Genomic DNA, 19,340 nt, shown 5'->3' with positions numbered 1-19,340 from the left:
AGACGGTCCTCACCCGCGCCACCGATCAGCGTGTCGCTGTCCGCGCCGCCCAGCAACGTGTCGTTGTTCTCGCCGCCCTCAAGGCTGTCATCGCCACTGTTTCCGCTGAGGGTGTCTTCGCCTTCTCCGCCAAGCAGGGAGTCGGCGTGATCGCCGCCGGCGATGTCGTCATCCCCCGCGCCGCCGATCAGCGTATCCTCACCGCTCAGGCCGAAAATCAGGTCATTGCCGCCCCCGCCGTCGATGTGATTGCCCACATTCCGCGAGCCGTAGACGATGTCGCGCTCCCGCGAGCCAATGAGATTTTCGATATCGACGAGGGTGTCGGCACCTGACAGCGTGCTGGTGGCAGTGCCGCCCTCAAGGTTGGCGCGGACCGAAGCCGCCACGAAGGCGAAGGACACCGTATCTGTCTGTGCGCCGCCATCCATGGAGTCGTCCCCGGAATCGGCCAGCAGTAGATCACTGTCGTCGCCGCCCATGAGCGTATCGTTGCCGCCGCGCCCGGCGAGCGTGTCGTTGCCGCCCATGCCTTCGAGACGCTCGTCGGTGTTGTTCGATCCGGAGAGTCGGTCGGCGGAGAGACTGCCCCGAACCGCCTCGATGGAACTCAGCATATCAGTTCCCTCGCCCGTCGCCGCGCCGTCGCGCAGATCGACGGTCACGCCCACAAGGCTGAGATTGTAGGAGACGGTATCCGTGTCGCCGCCACCGTCGATGGTGTCGTCGCCTGCCGCGCCAAAGATCAGGTCGTTGCCGCCATTGCCTTCGAGCGTATCGTTGCGCACCGAACCGACAATCGTGTCGTCATTGCCGCTGCCGCGCACCGCAAAGCTGTCGGTTGCAAGAAACCCGGTATAGGTCGCATTGAGGAGATTGACGTTTGTGGTATCCATCGCGACGTCGATGATCGCCTCACCGCTGCCGCCTACCCGTTCGTAATTGGCAATCGCCTGGAACTGGCTTGAGAGCAGTTGCAGGGTGCCGCCGCCCTCGAAAGGTGCGGCAGAGCTGAGAAAGCGGATCTCGTCGATACTGGTCAGCGTGTCGTCGCGGAAATCAAAGACCGATGTCGGACCGTTTCCGAACAGGTTGATGGTATTGAAGCCCGCCCCGCCGTCATAGACCTCGCCCACGCCGTTGGCAGGTGCCGCGACCTGGAAGCCGTCGTCATTGTCGCCGCCGCGCAGGGTGTCGGCGCCGAGCGTGTCATGCAGCGCGTCATTGCCGCCGCCGCCCTCGACGCTGTCATTCCCGGACGTGCCGATGATATTGTCGTCCGAGCCGCTTCCGGTGATGAGGATGCGGTCGTCGGCGCCCCAGTTGATCAGGGTGATATCGCTCAGGTCGAAAAAGCCGGGCGTGTCGAGAAAGACCTCGACACGGCTGTTGAACGTCCCCTGGCTCTGGTTGGTGACTTGCGCATCGAAGGCGAGGCCGGTCCCGAATTGCGATGCATTGAGTTGAACAACAGCGTCAGAGCTGTCGTTCTGCATACGCAGCATTTCGATACTTGTGAGGCTTGCGCCGCGCAGGTCGACCGCGCTTGTCTGGGCGGTGAAAGCCCCGATATAGAGGATGTCCTCCCCGGTGCCTCCTTCGATGCTGTCGCTCGCGTCAAGGGCGCTGATGCCGGAAAGGTATTGGAACTCGTCCATGCCCTGCCCGCCAAGAAGCGTGTCAACGCCGCCTCTGCCCGCCAGCGTATCGTTGTCATTGCCGCCTTCCAGCAGGTCGTCATTGCTGGACCCGCCCAGAAAGTCGTTGCCTGCTCCTCCAAGCGCCGATTTCACCACAGTCGGGTCGAGACCAACGGGATTGGTATCAGACAGATCGAGAACGTCGTCGAACGCCGACCCGACGATATGTTCGAAAGCCACGATCTCACCGAGGATCGCCGGGGCGCCTGCGAATGCAAACCCTCTTGACTGGAAGCTCGCGGTAACCGCGTCTGTTGCGGTGGCGAAGCTGACCGTGTCCTCCCCCGTCCCGCCGTCGAGATCGCTGATGCCAAGGCCGGTTTCGACGATGTCATCGCCGTCATTTGCCGCGATGCTGTCGTCACCGCCGCCAGTGTTGATGCTGTCGTTCTGGGTCGTACCGACAATGGTTTCGACAACCGACTGGCCGGTGATGATGAACCGGTCGATCGCTGTAAAGCCGGTGACGGTGATGCCGCCAAGGTCAAGGGTGGCCTGATCCATCGTGATGTCGACCGTGGCCGCCGCGGTGACGCCAGACTTTTCGAACAGGGCGAAACCGGCGACCTGGCTCGCGTTGAAGAAGACCGTGCCGCCGCCGTTGAAAGGCGCGACGGTCGACAGGAACCGCAGCTCCTCGATCCCGGTCACCGTGTCATCGGTAAAATCGACCGTCGAGCCCGCACCCGTGCCGAAGAAATTGATCCGATCCATTCCGTCGCCGCCGTCATAGACCTTGCCCGGTGCGTCATCGGCTGCGTCGACCTGGAAGCCGTCGTCGCCCGCCTCGCCGCGCAGCGTATCGGCACCGGCGGTATCGTCGAGAATGTCATCGCCCTGACCGGCGACGATGTTGTTGGCGCCCGCGTCACCGGCAAGCCGGTCGTCATAATCGGAGCCGATGAGGTCGGCAAAACCGGAAATCGTATCGCCTGCGGCATGGCTTGAGAGGCCGTTGAACGTGGTGGCCGTGTTGGCCGTGAGATTGACGATCACGCCGCCGGTGGAGCCGTCATAGCTCAGCGCATCGGTATCCGTGCCGCCGGTGAGGCTGTCCGCGCCGGCACCGCCCAGAATCGTGTCGTTGTCGCCATCGCCGTTGATCGTGTCGGTGCCGGAGCCGCCGAAGATGAGATCCGCGCCGCTGCCGCCGTCGATTGTGTCGTTGCCGCCATCGTGGCTGTAGCGCTCGAACTTGAAGGGATTGCCGTCCGGGGAGTCCATCGTCAGGGCCGTCGCGCCGACCAGCGCGTCGAAGCTGCGGGTGTCGGTGTTGACCTGCCAATTGGCGACGAGCGCGGGGTTTGCCGGCAGGTCGAGCGCGTCGAACTGGGTGAACTGGGTGGCGTCGATATCGGCCTGCTCGCGCTCGATGGACCAGATGCGGATATCGCCGATCGTGCCCTGCGCGATCTGGGTGGGGTCAAAGGCGGTGCCCGGCGTGCTGCCGTCCTGTTCCTGACCGATGATGAACGTGCCGCCGGGGCTCAGGGGCGTGCCAAAGGCGGTGTTCGGGCCTTGTCCCCGGAACTCCTCGACCCCGTCGATATAAAGCGAGACCCGGCCATTTGGTCCGGCCCCGGTGTTGAGGCTGACCGAAATGCGGTGCACGTCGCCGTCCTGAACGCTTGTGGTGGCGATGCCCGTATCCAGGGCAAACCCGTTGACGAACACGGAGATATTGCCGTTCGTGCCTCCGAAAACCAGGAACTCGTTGGTGCTGTTGGTGACCGCGTAGGACACGAAGGGGATGCCCGAGGAAGGGGCCGCCTCGCTCCGGTAGAGCCATTCGACGGTGAAGACGCCGGTCGGCATCTCGGTCAGCGGTTCGGCCTCGAAATACTGGTCGGTATTGCCGTCGAGATTGACGCCGAGCATGCCGAAGGGAAGATCGTCACCGATGATCGTGTCGTTGCCGCCCAGCCCGTCGATGGTGTCATTGCCGCGTCCGGCAATCAGCAGATTGGCGAGGTCACTTCCGGTGAGGGAATTCGTGCCGCTGCCGGTGATGGCATTTTCGAAGCCGCTGAAAGTGGATCCGAAGCTCGTGAAACTCGGTGTGCTCAGGTCAATATTGACCGAGGTGTTGTCGACACTGGTATCGACCGTGTCGTTGCCGAGCGAGCCTTCGTAGACATTGCCGGTTGTCACCCAGTCCACGATGATCAGATCGTCGTCCGCACCGCCGTTGAGGGAGTCGACACCTTCCGACGACTGGAAAACGCCATCGATCAGGACGTCATCGCCCGCCCCACCGTCGATCGTGTCGTTTCCGGGCCCGCCATTGATCGTCTCCCCGGCGGAGGACCCTCCGACAATGCTGTCATTGCCACGCCCGGAGTGCAGGAAGTTTGTAAAGCTGTCCCCGGTGATGGTGTCATTGCCATCCCCGGTATAGATCCGGTCGATGAAAGTGGCCATCATGGCGACACCGTCGATCAAGCCGGTATTGCTCTGCATGTTGAGCACGGTGTTCGACGTCACCGCCGCCGTGTTCAGGGTTGCGCGCGCCGAACTCGCAAGGTTGCCGCTAAACGAGGTGACATGTTCCGACCCCGCCGCATAATTGGAATATTCGTCGGTAAAGACAAAGAGATCATTGCCGCCGACAGCGCGGCCCGTGAAGGTGATGTCAACGTCATTGACGACAAAAGACCCGTTGGACGCACCGTCGTCATTGCGGAACTGGATCTGCCAGTCGCCGGTATTGGTCGGGTCGCTGGCGCCAAGGTTCACGGTGCCGCGGAATGCGTTGGTGCCGAAATCCCACCCTCCTCCCCCGGTAGAGAAAGACTGCGTATCGCCGGTATCGTTGAGCAGTTGCACGCGCGTGCCTTGCGGCGAGAGCAGGAAGATCTCGGCATCGGCGAGGTCATCGATCGTGAAGTCGATATTCACCGTCACATATTCGATGACCATATCCACATCCAGCGATGCGCTCTGAGAGACAAAGCTGTTCGTCACGGTCAGCGGCGTAAAGTCGAGGTCAATCTCCCCGGTGGTCTGGTTGGCGGTCGTCGAATGCCTGTCCCATGTTTCGGCAAGCCGCACAGCCGCCAGCGCATCCACCAGGCCAAAGCCGTAATCGTTGGAGAAATGCAGCGCGCCGCCGTTCCATGTCTTTGCGTCGTTCCAGAACCAGCTTGACCCGTCAAGCTGGGTGGCTTGTTCGAACCCACTGCCTGTTGGCGCGCCGGTATTGGCCGCGGTGCCCACGGCGGAGCCCACATGGCGCGCGGAATAGGCCAGAATATCGTGCACGTCGCGCCAGCCGAGATTGGGGTTGGCCTCCAGAACGAGGGCCGTGACACCCGCAACCTGCGGGGCGGCGGCGGAGGTTCCGGAAAAGGTGCTGACGTAATCGCCGCCATTGGGGGTTGTATTGGTGTTGTAACCGTTGGTGCCGATGCGATCGGTCGTGGTGATGTTTCCCGAATTGTTCAGCCCGTGCGAGAAGGCCGAGACCAGAAGGTTGGCACCCGGTGTCGAGGAAAAGGTCACCCAGCCATCGGCCCGCAGGGCGGCCACGTTGATCGAATGCTGAACCGTGTCCTCCGCTTCGGCGGTGCCTTCTTCGCGGCTGGAGGAATTGGCCCCCGCGCGGCTGTTGCCGGAGGATTTCACGAACAGCGTGCCCAGCCCCTCGCGCCCGAATTCGGCGATTTCGGCGAGGGCCTCTTGCTGTGCGGTTCGTGCGATAAAGACATTGGCGCCAAAGCCCGCGCTTTTGTTGATGATGTCCGAGCCGTTGTCATTGCCGTTGGTGTTGCCCGGGCCGCCATCGGTGGGAAGCCCGTCGCCCAGACCGGCGCTGTCGTAGATGTTCTCTCCCCCGGCCGCGCCATAGCCACGATAGACGACCATCTCGACGCCCCAGGCCACGCCAACGCCGCCAAGGTTGTTGCCTTGCTGGGCGCCGATGATCCCGGTCACGGCGACGCCGTGGTCTCCGGAGCTGGGATCGCCGAGGGTTGCCGAGGGGTCAAAATCGTTATTGGTATAGTCGTAATCGATGGTCGTCAGAAGCTGCGCCGCGAGATCGGGATGCAAAAGGTCGATCCCGTCTTCGTGCACCGCCACCTGCACCCCGTCACCGGAATAGTCATCCCAGACATCGACAACATTAAGGTCGAGCTGTCCGGCATTGTTGTTCAGCAGGTGCAATTGCTGGCCGAAAAGCGGGTCGGTGGGAATGAAGGCCATGAAAATAACTCCTGCAAAGCGCAATGGTTGCAAAACCGCCGGTCACACGTCTGGCGTGGTCGCGGCGTTCTTTTTCGGGGGCCACTGGCACTCTCGGCAGGCCTAGCGCCCCCCGGAATCCTGTCTTGACGCTAGCCGCAACGCTGCGACGCGACTGTGATCATTATCACACTGACGCGGTTTTTGGCCTCTGGCAACGGTTTTGAAAGGATTGCAGCGTCGTCCGGTCCGGCACGTCGGGTTGCGGGCGCCGCCGGGTGACCGGTGCAGATCATGCGGCGCAGGACCGGCCTGGCGGCACCCGGTTCGGCGCGCCGGGCGGGATCAGCGCGGGCAGGTCGGCGCGGATGTGGCGACCTTGGCGCCCAGCGCTTCGAAGGCCGCGATGGCTTCGGTCGCGCTTGCGCGCTCCAGCGCGCCGTCCGCGATCTCTTCGGGCGACCACATCCAGGAGGTCGCGGGGTCGTGCAGCATCGACCAGTCCCCAAAGAGCCGGGCAGAGACCGCGCGGCTTGTCAGGATCGTGGGATTTGTGTGCCGGTCGTCACGGCGGATGCGTGCATAGGTTTCCAGCACCGTGTCGGCGGGGCCTTCGAGCAGTTGCAGATAAACATCCTGCCGACAGACAAGCGCGCCGGAGACATCCGCGCGGGCGTTCATCCGGCGGGCGTCGAGCAGGATGCCGGCCAGAATCGCATCGTCATAGCCGAAGGGTTGGGACCAGTAGATGAGTTGATGCAGATTGGAAATGATCGCGGCCTCCGTTGAGCGCGGGCGGATCGTGGGCCGGGTGTCGGCAGGATCCTCAACCTTTGGAAAGCTTACGCGCTCCGGTGTGCGGAGTCTTGCGGAATGTGCCGCTGGTCACCGGCGCATGGCTGAAATGCACCCGTCTTGGGCACCGGGCCTTCCGGGATGCCCGGATGACACGATCCCTGCGGACTGACGGCGCCAGACCGCTTGACCGCTCCCGGGAATGGCCGGGCTTGCGCAATGCAAGCGGACAGTCCGGCTCGCCGCCAACAACGCGCGCTCGGGCAAGGTAAGCGTCGAGCTTGACCGAGGCTGACGGGGTGGAGACCGGCCAGATCGCCCGGGCCGGCATGGTCAGATTGTAGGGCCGGTCGCGCAGGGCCCAACTGCGTGGTGTCATTTGTCGCGAATGACGCGGGACGCGATGGTATATGGGACCATCCATGATATGGGCGCGCGGCACGGGCACGCGGCCTTCGGACAAGCCCGGCGCCATCGACCATGCCGGGCATCCGACCAAGACGACGATCCGCACTGCGTCAACCGCCGGAGCGTGGTCGGGATCTGACGCCACAGGAGGGAACCGATGCTGGACAAGACCGCGACCAAGCGGTTTGAGACCGTAAACCGCGCCTATAATTCGGTCTTTCGCCCCGGGCAGCTCAGCATCGGTCTGGTGGCGCCGCTGGATGCCCATGGCCATGACCCGGTTCCTGATCTGACGCGCTACATCGACCGGGCGCGGATGGCTGATGCGCTCGGGTTCTCGGCGCTGTGGCTGCGCGATGTCCCGTTCAACGTGCCGTCATTCGGCGATGCCGGGCAAGTGTTTGATCCCTTTGTCTATCTGGGCGCGCTGGCGATGGCGACGCAGGGTATCGCGCTTGGTGTCGCGAGCGTCATCCTGCCGCTTCGCCATCCCGCGCATGTGGCGAAGGCTGCGGCGTCGGCGGACGTTCTGTCGGGCGGGCGGGTACTTTTGGGTATCGCCTCGGGCGACAGGCCTGAAGAATACCCGGCGCTGAACATCGCCTTTCCCAATCGTGGCGCGCGCTTCCGTGAGAGCGTGGACTATGTCCGCGCCATGGCACAGCATCACCCCCGCCTTGAGTCGCCCTGCGGCACGCTCAGCGGGGGGATCGACATGCTGCCAAAGCCCGTCGGCGCCCGCTTGCCGCTTCTGATCACCGGGGGCAGCCAGCAGGCGCCCGACTGGGTTGCCCGGAACGGCGACGGCTGGATGACCTATCCGCGCGATGCAGCCAGCCAGCGGCGCCTTGTGGACGGCTACCGCGCCCGGATCGCCGAGGCCGGTTTGCCGGACAAGCCGGTGATGCAGTCGCTCTATATCGATCTGCTGGACAAAGCGGACGCAGATCCCCGCCCGATCCATCTGGGTTTCCAATCGGGCACCGATTTCCTGCGGCGCTACCTTACGGACCTGCGCACGTTGGGGATCAACCATGTCGCGCTGAACCTTCGCTTCAACGCGGCCGACATCAAGACCACGATGCAGCGTCTGGCCGAAGACATCCTGCCTGATTTCACAGCCTAGGAGGCAATGTCCATGCCCAAAACGATCCTCATCACCGGCGCGACCGATGGCATCGGGCTTGAGACCGCCCGCAAGCTGAGCGCGCATGGCCATGAATTGCTGGTCCACGGGCGCAGCGCGGAGAAGCTGTCCCGCACGCTGGCGGACCTGCGTGCCATGCCGGATGCCGGCCCGGTCGCCGGCTACCGGGCGGATCTTTCCGATTTGTCTCAAGTCGCCGGTCTTGCGCAGGCGGTGCTCGCGGAACACAAGTGCATCGACGTCTTGATCAACAACGCGGGTGTCCTCAAGACGGAACAACCGACCACTGCGGACGGACGGGATGTGAGATTTGTCGTGAACACGCTGGCGCCGGCCCTGCTGACGCGGCTGTTGCTGCCTGCGATCCCGCAAGACGGTCGCGTCCTCCATCTGTCTTCAGCCGCGCAGGCCTCCGTCGATCTGGCGGGGCTTTCGGGGCAGCGCGTGTTCCAGCCGATGGACGCCTATGCCCAGAGCAAGCTGGCGCTGACGATGTGGAGCCAGGCGCTCGCTTCGGAACGCGGCAAGGAGGGCCCTGTCACCGTCGCGGTGAACCCCGGCTCCCTGCTGGCCACCAACATGGTGCGCAAGGGCTTTGGCGTAGCCGGCAACGATATCGGGATTGGGGCAGATATCCTTGTTCGAGCGGCCCTGACGGAAGACTTCTCCGACGCTTCGGGGTTGTATTTCGACAACGATGCGGGTCGGTTCGCCCCGCCCCATGCCGATGCCGCACAGGCGGCAACGGTTGCCCGGGTCGTCGCGGCGATAGAAAAAGAAATCGAAACGTATTTGCGGGAGGCCGGAGATGCCTGATCCCGACAAGATGAAGCGGGATGTCATCGCGTTCTACGAGATGATGTTCAACGATTGCCGCCCCCGCGAGGCCATCGAGCGATACGCGGGGTGGGATTACATCCAGCACAATCCCCATGTCGCCACCGGCAAACAGGGCTTCATCGACTATTTCGAGCGCATGGCGCAAGAGCACCCCGGCAAGCGGGTCGATGTGAAACGGGCATTTGCAGACGGTCACCACGTCATCCTGCATTGCCACCAGATCTGGCCCGGCGGGCCGGATTATGCAGGCATCGACATTTTTCGTCTGGATGACACGGGAAAGATCGTCGAGCATTGGGACGTCCTTCAGGAACTGCCCAAGACCAGCGCCCATGACAACGGCATGTTCTGAGGGGCATTGTCGCCGCTTCCCGGTCACAGGCTGAGCTGCGCGGTCGCGGCGATCATCGGGCCGCCGGGGTGCGCCCCCCCTGTCGGTCGGCAGGCGGCCGCGTCGCATGACATCGGATCAGGGGCCTGTCGACATCCGGACGCCTGTGCGGTTTTGCAGGGCCGGTTTCATTAGAATCAGACTCATATAATATTGCCCGTCTTTTCGCGGGAATGGGACGCTGGCTTATCGCAACCTCGGATTTTGCAGGCACGGGAAGAGGCGTCACGATGAAATTCGGTTTATCGGCATGCTGCAAAAGGACAATTCGGTTTTGAGACGGATGCAAAAAGGGTTCTGAAATCCGAAAAGCCTTTCCCTCAAGACCACAAAACTACGCTAGCCGCCTGAATTAAAGCCATATTTCACTGTGCTATTGGCTTGAAGTTGCGCTGCGCCGGATTTTTCGACAATATCCTTCGAGCGGTGCAAAACCGGCGTTTGAACCTTGCAGTTGCCCGGGCTGCGCAGGATACTCCTTGCAAGACGATCCGCTGATCGCCCTTTTTTCTGTCATTTTTGATCAATGCGAGGCAATCCGTTTTGCGCATTACCGGCAATAACCGCGACAATCTTCTTGAGAGCGACCCGGATGCGGTCGGGATCGCCGCAAACGACACGATCGAGGGGCTCGGTGGCTTCGACACGATCTATGCGTATGCAGGTGACGACTCCATCGACGGTGGCGAGGATGACGACACGATCTTTGCCGGTGACGGCAACGATACCGTCGATGGCGGCGACGATAATGACAGCATCCTTGGCGGAGCGGGGGATGACGTCATTGACGGGGGAAGCGGGCTCGACACGATCGACGGCGGCAAGGGAAATGACAGCATCACCAATGGCTGGGAAGTCCTCGGCGGAGATGGCGACGACACGCTCGAAGTGGGCGGGAGCTCCTCCGGCGGGGCCGGCAATGACCTGATTGTTGATACCAACGGGGGACGCGTAACGATTGACGGCGGATCGGGCGACGACACGATCGAGGGTTTCGCGCCCGATGTCTTCAACGTGAAGCATTATATCGGCGGTGAGGGAGAGGATACGCTGGTCTCCCGCGTGGGGTTCGGTCTTTTTCAAACGCTTCAGGGCCGCGACGGGGACTATGTCTGGACGTTCAACTACAAGCTTGGGGACAGCTGGCGCATTTCCGAAATCGAGTGGGTGGAGATTGTCGGGACCACCTACGCGATACACGCCTTTTCGACCGATCCACGCGACGAAACCGGCACCGACGGCGCCGACGCGATTTGGGGAACGCGGCTGGGCAATGTGCTCTCCGGGCTGGACGGCGATGACAGCGTGTTCGGCATGGACGGCAACGACACGGTTTATGGCGGATCTGGCAACGACACGCTCGATGGCGGCGGCGATGCGGACCTGATCGAAGGCGGTGAGGGCGACGATTCGCTCTCCGGGGGCACGGGCGCCGGGTTCGACACCATCCTTGCGGGGTCCGGGGCGGACTCTGTCTCGCTCCGTCAGGGCACGGCAGACGGAGGCGACGGAAACGACACGATTGAAGCCACGACCTTTAGAGACGCCAACATTCTGGATGGCGGAGCCGGTGAAGACCGGATTCTCGGGGGTGGCGGCAGCGACACCTACGTGCTGGATCTTGGCGAAGGGTTTTCAACCGCCTCTCCGGACGATCCGCAAGCGCTTATCGTCGAGGAACGCAGCAGCGGGCTTGACGTTCTGCAAGTCCGGGGCGTCACGCCAGAGCAGGTGTATCTGACCGGAGGCGCCGACTTCTTCTTTCTGACCATGACAGATTCTTTCGGCACGCCCTCGCGGTTCGCGTTCGAGACCGAGCGGGACGCGGAGGCCGGCCATGATTTCTGGTCGCGCTACGAGCGTATCGAATTCGACGATGGCACCGTCCTCACGCAGGCCGATGGCGTGACGATGCGCGGCGAGGGCATCTCCGATGTGGTTTTCGGCACCGATGCCGCGGACGCGATGCGGGGCACCGACGGCGATGAGACCCTGAGTGGCGCCGCCGGGAATGACACCCTCGACGGGGCGCGCGGGAACGACCGCATGGTGGGTGCGGATGGCGATGACACCTATATTCTGCGCCCGGGCGACAGCGCGTCGAGCGGCTTCACCGCCGGGGATTTCGATCACATTGTCGAGGCCCTGGACGGCGGAACGGATAGCCTGCACATCGTCGGGGTAGCGCCGGAAGACGTGAGCTTTGCGGCGAGTGCGACGCAGTTCCTGCTCTCGATGCGGGATACGTTCGGACAGGTCACATGGGTGACCATCGAGACAGACCTCGGGGCGGATGAGGCGGGCCACGATTTCTGGCAACGCATAGAGCGCATCGTCTTTGATGACGGGACGGTCCTGACGCAAGACGACCCGACCCCCTTCAACGGGAATGACATCGTTCTGGACCTGCTGGGCACGTCGGAGGCGGATTCCATGACCGGGGGCGCGGCTGACGAGACCCTCAACGGCGGCGCGGGAGACGACATCTTGCGCGGGTTCGGTGGCGCGGACCTTCTTCTGGGTGGCGATGGCGGTGATCGGCTCGATGGTGGTGACGGAGACGACAGCATCGAGGGACAGCTCGGAGACGACTCGATGTTCGGGGGCGCGGGCGAGGACAGTCTCTCGGGCGGCGAAGGCAACGATACGCTGCTCGGTTATCACGCCGGAGACATGCTTTCGGGCGGGGACGGGAACGACAGTATCGACGCCGGGCTTGGCGCTGATACGGCTTTCGGTGGCGCCGGACATGACTCCATCACCGGCGCAGAAGGCGATGACAGTCTGGCCGGCAATGGTGGCAACGATACGCTCCATGGCGGGCTGGATGACGACACGCTTGAAGGCGGCTTCGGGTTCGACCGTCTCTCCGGTGACGGGGGCAATGATCTGCTGCGCGCGGGCAACGGGTTCGACACGCTGCAAGGCGGCGACGGGAACGACACGCTGGCGGGCAATTTTGGCAATGATGTGGTGACGGGCGGGGATGGAAACGACACGCTTGAAGGTGGGCTGGGCTTCGATGACCTGTCGGGCGATGGCGGCGCCGATTTCCTGCGTGGCCGCGATGGGTTCGACACGCTGAATGGCGGCGACGGCACCGATACGCTTATGGGGAACAACGGCAACGATCTGCTTGACGGCGGTCGGGACGCAGACCTGCTCGAAGGGGGGCTCGGCGCAGACAGTCTGAACGGCGGAGACGGGGACGACACTCTGTATGGCGCGAATGGATTTGACGTTTTGCACGGTGACGCGGGCGATGACCGGCTCGAAGGGAACGCAGGCAACGACACGATGGATGGCGGCGCAGGTGATGACGTTCTGCGCGGGGGTCTTGGCGCGGACAGCTTCGTCTATGCCGAAGGGGATGACCGGGTTGTGGATTTCCAGCCCGTGGATGGCCTTGAGATCGCGGCCACGCTGCTTTCAGAGACCGCGCCCACGGTCGAAGACCTGCGCAGCTATGCGCAAACCGACGGGGCTGGAAACCTCGTGCTCGATTTCGGCGGCGGCAATGCGCTGACGCTTCAGGGCGTGACCAGCGTCGAGACCATTTTGGATGATGTCACGTTGTTCTGACAAAACCGGTCGCGGTGGGCGTGAGGGGGTGCTGTCTCGGGTCCGGATGGCTGCTCCGGACAGGCCAGAGACCCTGAGCCTCCCCCCGTTCAGGAGGCCTGCCCGCTCGGGGCAGTCTCCGCGCCGGGCGCGCGGAGCATAATAAGGCAGAGGCGGTCAACCGGGCCTTTGCCTGATCAGGAATGCCCGCGACACTCCGGGAGCGCGGGCATTCGACACGTCTATTGGGTATTTGGCGGGTAATCAGGCCAGCGCGAGGTTTACGGCGCTTTCGCGACCATCGCGCCCGGCTTGCAGATCGTAGGTGACCTTTTGGTCATCCTGCAACCCCGTCAACCCGGACCGCTCCACAGCGGAGATGTGAACAAAAACGTCTTTGCCGCCTTCATCTGGCGCGATGAAGCCGTAACCCTTGGTGGTGTTGAACCATTTCACGGTGCCGGTGGCCATCGTGAATTCTCCTGTCTTTTCTTACCGTTCGCTGGATTGCAACGGCCTGGCATCGGTCAGAGCAGTATCGGTTTGCTCTGTCAGCCAAGGCAGACAGGAAGTGCGATAGTGGTAACGTAGCACATGTCTGTATGCCACTTTAGTCGTAGAAAGTAAAGGATTCGCATGCGTGGACCCCTCGGATCGGCGCCCGGTTCATGCGCGGTTTTTGATGATCCGGCCCGGTGCCGCGCTCTGACGGGACGCGCAGTGCCCTGCCAGACTGCCGGTGCGGTGCCGCGGAACCGGTTGGGGCGTCCGTTGGTGGGCGTCTGCCCCTATCGCGCTTTGATGCCGGGGGCGCACGCGTCAGGAGCCCGCCCGCCCCAGTCTAGATAAAGCTCACGTCATCAATCACCGCACCGAGGCTGCGCACGCCGTTGAATGTCAGGACGTTCCCGTCACCAAAATCGAGGATAAGATCGCCCACAGCGTCGTGCGAGGCCAAGGCGCGCAGGTCGTCGGCCTGCGGCTGGGCTTGCGACACCAGCGTTGCGGCGATCTGAAGGCTGTCGACGCGCTGGAAATCGACGATCCGGTCAGCGCCCGCGGTATAGACAAACGTGTCCGCGCCCAAACCACCGCGCAGCGTGTCGTTCCCGGCGCCCCCGTCGAGCATGTCATTCCCGGAATTGCCCTCGAGCAAGTCGGCACCGCCCCCCCCGGTCAGGACATCGAAGCCATTGGACCCCAGCAGCGTGTCATCCCCGGCCCCGCCATGCATCACGTCGGATCCGAGCCCACCTTCGAGCATGTCGGCGCCGATGCCGCCATCAAGGTTGTCATTGCCGTTGTTGCCCCGCAGCGTGTCGTCCCCGGCACCCCCGTCTAGCGTGTCGAACCCGTCGCGCGCCTCAAGAGAGTCGTTATCCGCCCCACCCATGAGACTGTCGAAGCCAAGCCCGCCCTCAAGCGTGTCATTGCCCGACCCGCCATCCAGCGTGTCATTGCCGAAATTGCCGCGCAGCAGGTCGTTGCCCGCATCGCCCGAGAGACTGTCAAACCCGTCATTGCCGTCGAGTGTGTCGCGCCCGTCCGATCCGGTCAGGGTGTCGAACCCGATGCCGCCCTCAAGGCTGTCCGCGCCGCTTCCGCCGTGCAGCGCATCGTTGCCGCCACCGCCGAGAAGCCTGTCGTTGCCTGCTTCGCCATGCACCGTGTCAAAGCCTGCATCGCCGGAGACCGTGTCGTTTCCGGACCCGCCAACCAGCAGGTCGCGGCCCTGGCGCCCGTTGATCAGGTCGTTCCCACCGGCCCCCATGACCGTGTCATTGCCGCTGCGGGCGTTGACGGTGTCGCCGGCGCGAAGCGCAAAGATCCAGTCGGCTTCGGGCGTGCCATGCAGCGTGTCAATCGCGTCGGTGCCGAGGATCACGCCGATCCCGGGCGTTGCCACAATCTCCTCCGCCGGCACCACATCTTCCGGGTCATCGTCCGGCACGAACGCAGGGGCGCCCGCGACGCCTTGCGCAAAGATCGGATCACCGGTCACGGCAATATCGAGCACGGTTGTCTCGAATTCGAAGGTGCCCGGAACGAGCCCGGCTTCGCGGGCAATGGCTTCCGCGTCGGCGACCACGTCCGGGTCGAGGTCGTCGAGGGTCAGGATGTTGCCGGGGAAGTTCGGATCGGTGAAGGTCTCGGTGCTTTCATCGTCGTCGTAGAGGAACAGCGATTCTTCCGGCAGGATGCGCCAGCTGTCCGCAAACGCGCCGTAGAGCACGTCCTGCGGCAGCGGGTTGGGCAGGATCGACCCATCGCGCAGCGCAAAATCATTGGCCACCTCTCCGTCGGCATTGCCCATCAAGCCCGAGACGGTCTGATCGCCCGCCACGAAGGGCCGCAGGTGATTGGCGCCGAAATAGACATTGGTCCAGTAGCCGTTCCCGGCACCGTCCATGACGACGTAGACGTCAAAATTGCCAAGCTCGTCCGAGCCACCGAAGAAGCCGCGATACACCGAGCCGTCACCGACCTGAACGGACTGGCCCCGTTCGAGGATGACCGGTGTTTCATTGATCACGAGCGGGACATCGTCGCGGGCGTAGATGCCAACCACATCATCGCCGATATTCATCACCGTGGCGGTGTTGACGGAGACGAAGTCGTTGATTGCCTCGGTGCGGGTCTGGATCTGGAAGCCGTCGCCCTGGGCCAGAATGAACTCGCCAACGGCCTGGATCGAATAACCGACGCCGTCAAAGGTGGAGATATGCGGGTCACCGTCATTGGCGCCGGAATGGGCGGCGGCGGGGGATGAGGTGTTCGCTCCGGCATCCGGGTCATCACCGGATAAAACAGTGGCCAGAATCCCAGTCGTGTTTTCAATGCCTGTAATGTACGGGCTGTTTAGAACGCTTCGAGCACCTTTTGCTCCCTCTTCAAGCGCAGCGACACCCGCGGTAATTCCTTTTGCTCCACTCCCAGCGCCAAGCAACAACGCTTCGATTTGTAGGTCGTTGACAGCGCTGCCGATCCTATCAATCCTCTCTTGTGGCGTTTCATCGGCTCCGATGCCAGTGTCTGCAATCACGCCATCCGTCGCGAGGATTTCAACCGAAGCGCTGCCAATGGTTTTTCCTGACAGGAATGAACCAACGGCAGTTATGCCCCAGATTGCAATAACGGCCGGTGCCACTTCACCGCTTGGATCGACAACGCTCACGGGATTGTTGAAGGCAAATCTCGGTAGATTGCCAATATCCCCGCTCAACCATAAGGGATCCTCGCTCAGGAACCGGCCCAATTCGGGATCGTATTGCCGCGCCCGCATGAATGTCAGGTCGTCGCGGTCCTCCATCACCCCCAAAACGCCGTTGAACTCGAAATCATTGGCGAGTGTCTCTGTCTCTGCCAATTCCATCCCGAACGGCGTGTAAGCGTAGCGATTTGCCACCGCGCCGCTGCCATTCGTGACAGCGGTGACCGACCCCACCGCGTCGGCCTCGTAAAACACCTGCTCGCCACCCACGGTGCCTGCGGCAAGCCCGAGCCCGTGCACATAGCGGGCCGTCTCGACACCGCCGGTGCTCTCGGCGATCACGTCGCCAAGTCCAAACGGATCGACAAGGTATTCCGTCTCGACCCCGTCCACCGTGCGCGCGCTGCGATTGCCGAACACGTCGTAGTCGAAGGTGATCTCGGTGCCATCAGGTTCGGTGACCCGCACCAGACGGTTTTCGACGTCGTAGCGATAGCGTGTGACGCCTTCGGCATCGGTGCGGCGGATCATGTTGCCATCGGCGTCATAGTCGAACCGCGCGTCGCCCACCTGCACATACTGGTTGAGCGCGTTGCTTACGTAGAGCGTCTCGGCCCCGTCCTGAACCACCCGCGTGCGGTTGCCCGCGGCGTCATATTCATAGGTGATGGCGGTGCTTGGCACCTCTGGATCCGTGGAGACAAACTGCGCTGCGGTCAGCTGTCCGATTTCATCATAGCTATAGGTCCAGACGCCTTGTGCGGTCTCCACGCCGATCCGCTGGCCCGCAACGTCATAGGTATAGGCATAGAAGGACGTCACCGCGTCGGCGGCATCCCGGTTTTCAATCCGGATCACGCGGCCGGAACTGTCATAGCTGAACAGCGTCGCGGTGCCGTTGGCATTATCCTCACGCGTGAGGTTGTTGTCACCGTCATAGGTGTACCGCACCAGTGTGCCTGTCGCGTCGCTGAGCTCGGTCAGGCGTCCGAGCACATCGTAGCCGTAATTGAGGGTCTGGCCGGTCGCGTCGGTCATGGACGCGCGCTGACCCGCATCGGTGTAGGTGTAGCTGAGACCGCTGCCGTTTGGATAGGACACGGCAGTGATGCGGCCCGCCTCGTCATAGCTCAGCGTGGTTGTGCCATCGCTGTTTGTTGCCTCGATCAGCCGCCCCCTTGCATCATAGGCATAGGTGACAGCCCCCGACGATCCGTCGCTTTCGGACACCAGCGCGCCCTCGGCATCATAGCGATATTCCACTGTCTGCTCGCGTCGGTTGGTGTAACCGGTCAGCGCACCTTGCGCGTCATAGTCGAAGGAAAGCGCCGTGCCGTCGGGCCATTCCGCAGACGTGATCTGCCCGGCATCGTTGTAGGTGAAGTCGCGCGCATTGCCGCGCGCATCGGTAAAGCGCACCGGTTCGGGGTTGTCGCCTTGATAGGAGAAGGAGACCGTCGCGCCGTTTGCGTCGGTGATCTCGAGAAGCCGGCCCTGATCGTCGAAGTCGAACCCGGTCAGCGTGCCATCTGGCGCGCGCAGCCCGGTCAAGACGCCACCCTCGCCAAACACCAGCGCGGAAGCATTGCCCGCCCCATCCGTGATTTGCGCCGTTGTACCGCCGGGCAAGAGCTGGACACGGGTTGTGCTGCCACCGGCAACGCTCAGGGTGAGCCCGCCAAACCCGTCATAGACCACGCTTTCGAGGCGCAGGCCGTCCCCGGCATCGACCCCGCTCAGCCGGCCTTGAGCGTCATAACTCAGAGACGTGACACGCGCACCGGGCGCCGTTGCATCGACAAGGGTGCCGCTCGCGTCATAGGCGAAGGACGCGGTGCCCGTCGGAAGGGTTGCAGACGTCAACTGGCCTGCGGCGTCATAGCTGAGCACCAGCCGCTGGCCCGCCTCATCGGCAACCGCCGTGACGAGCCCGGCGGCATCCCGTTCGAATGTCAGGCTGTCGCCAGTGTCACCGGTCAGGCCGGTCAGCCGCCCGCCCGCGTCATGCGCGGCGGTAACGGTCACGCCGGTCGGGCTTTCCAGCGAGAGGAAGCGTCCGTCGGCACCGAAGAGATACACGCGCCCGTCATCGAGGGTCAGCGTGAACCCGTCCTGCGTGGATGCGAGCGTGCCTTCAAAGGCGCCTTGCGTGGCAAACTGGCCGTTTTCCAGCACCGCGAAACGCGGCAGCGGCGGCGGGGCGGCGTCAAGCACCGCGCCGTCAAGAGTGGCGACCTTCCCGACGGAGTAGGACACCGCGTAAAAGGCGCTGCTGTCCAGTTGAAGGGCCTCGATCAGGTCCGGATTGGACAGCCCCGCAAGGCGCACCGACGTGTCACTGATCTCGAGCCGCAGGTCCGCCAGCGACAGCCAGCCCTGGCCAAGGCTTCCTTCGAAACCACGGGCTTCGAGCGATCCGAAATCCCCGAAGCTATCCAATGCAAAGCCAAGCGCGCCGGTGGCGCTGTCCGCGTTCAGGCCGAAAGTGTCGAGCCGGGTCGCAAAACCGGCCAGCCCGTCTGTCAGGGTTTCGACAGTGGTGCCCAATGCGGCTGAGGCGTTGTCCGAGATCGCAGCGCGCACGGCCTCGCCGATAAACGCAGGCGCCGCGTCAACAATGCCATCGACAAGTTCGGAGGCCGCGCTCTGGTCGGCAAGGCTTGCGGTGATCTCGATCGAACTCGACGGCCCGGCTGTGCCCCTATATCCGAATTCAATCTCGATCGGCGCGGCGACAGTTGGCGGGTTCTCCGGGTCCACCGTGACGACAAGGAAGGCCGTGGCTGCCGAGCGACCGGTAATCGTGTCCTCCACCAGCCCGCGTTCAGCGGCGATGCGCACGAGATAGGTGATCGGTCCGTCGGCATCGGTTTGCAGGGCAGAGTCGATGCCCGTCACCCGCAAAGTGGCTGTCGCCTGAGCCCCGGGCGCACTCTGCGGGCCGAGATCCAGCGAAATGGTCAGATCGGATTCGCCGCCGAGGAATCCGCCTCCCGACCCGCCATCGTCCAGCAGATCGATCTCCGCGTCCGGCGCGCCGTCGAAGCGGATCGCCTCGAAATGGCTGTTGATCGCGCCGCTGCTGTCGAAGAACTCGTTCAGCCG

General features: G+C 63.2%; 8 protein-coding genes. 4 read left to right on the top strand and 4 right to left on the bottom strand.

From position 1 onward, the window contains the following. A partial coding sequence (locus J1C49_RS20675) for a S8 family serine peptidase (protein WP_227447734.1) occupies window positions 1-5,903 on the bottom strand: 5,903 nt, incomplete at its 3' end. Window positions 5,904-6,227: 324 nt separating this feature from the next. Next, complete coding sequence (locus J1C49_RS20670; RefSeq protein ID WP_227447735.1) at window positions 6,228-6,632, bottom strand: BLUF domain-containing protein; 405 nt, start codon at window positions 6,630-6,632, stop codon at window positions 6,228-6,230. 610 nt (window positions 6,633-7,242) lie between these two features. On the opposite strand from J1C49_RS20670, the gene J1C49_RS20665 reads away from it, so the two are divergent. The 4 genes from J1C49_RS20665 (at window position 7,243) to J1C49_RS20650 (ending at window position 13,045) form a co-directional block, all read left to right on the top strand. Next, complete coding sequence (locus tag J1C49_RS20665) at window positions 7,243-8,211, top strand: LLM class oxidoreductase (RefSeq protein WP_227447733.1); 969 nt, start codon at window positions 7,243-7,245, stop codon at window positions 8,209-8,211. A gap of 12 nt (window positions 8,212-8,223) precedes the next feature. Beyond that, window positions 8,224-9,048 (top strand): SDR family NAD(P)-dependent oxidoreductase, encoded by an 825-nt coding sequence (locus J1C49_RS20660; protein ID WP_227447732.1) that lies wholly within the window; start codon window positions 8,224-8,226, stop codon window positions 9,046-9,048. Continuing rightward, window positions 9,041-9,424 carry an ester cyclase gene (locus tag J1C49_RS20655; protein WP_227447731.1) on the top strand — a complete coding sequence of 128 codons (384 nt, stop codon included), beginning with the start codon at window positions 9,041-9,043 and terminating at the stop codon, window positions 9,422-9,424. Before J1C49_RS20660 ends, J1C49_RS20655 begins: the two co-directional genes overlap by 8 nt. 582 nt (window positions 9,425-10,006) lie before the next feature. Then, entirely contained in the window at window positions 10,007-13,045 is a 3,039-nt protein-coding gene (locus J1C49_RS20650) for a calcium-binding protein (protein WP_304522457.1), read from the top strand. Window positions 13,046-13,288: 243 nt separating this feature from the next. Here the strand turns inward: J1C49_RS20650 and J1C49_RS20645 are convergent, their stop codons facing one another. Together J1C49_RS20645 and J1C49_RS20640 are read right to left on the bottom strand one after the other, a co-directional pair. After that, the gene (locus J1C49_RS20645; RefSeq protein WP_227447730.1) at window positions 13,289-13,495 is read right to left on the bottom strand and encodes a cold-shock protein; all 207 of its coding nucleotides are present in this window, start codon (window positions 13,493-13,495) and stop codon (window positions 13,289-13,291) included. Window positions 13,496-13,865: 370 nt separating this feature from the next. Beyond that, a partial coding sequence (locus J1C49_RS20640) for an RHS repeat-associated core domain-containing protein (RefSeq protein WP_227447729.1) occupies window positions 13,866-19,340 on the bottom strand: 5,475 nt, incomplete at its 5' end.

The organism is Cognatishimia sp. F0-27 (genome assembly GCF_020667845.1).
GTDB lineage: Bacteria > Pseudomonadota > Alphaproteobacteria > Rhodobacterales > Rhodobacteraceae > JAFMPQ01.
The sequence above is the reverse complement of the archived record's forward strand: the minus strand, read 5'-3'. Positions and strand labels throughout refer to the sequence as shown.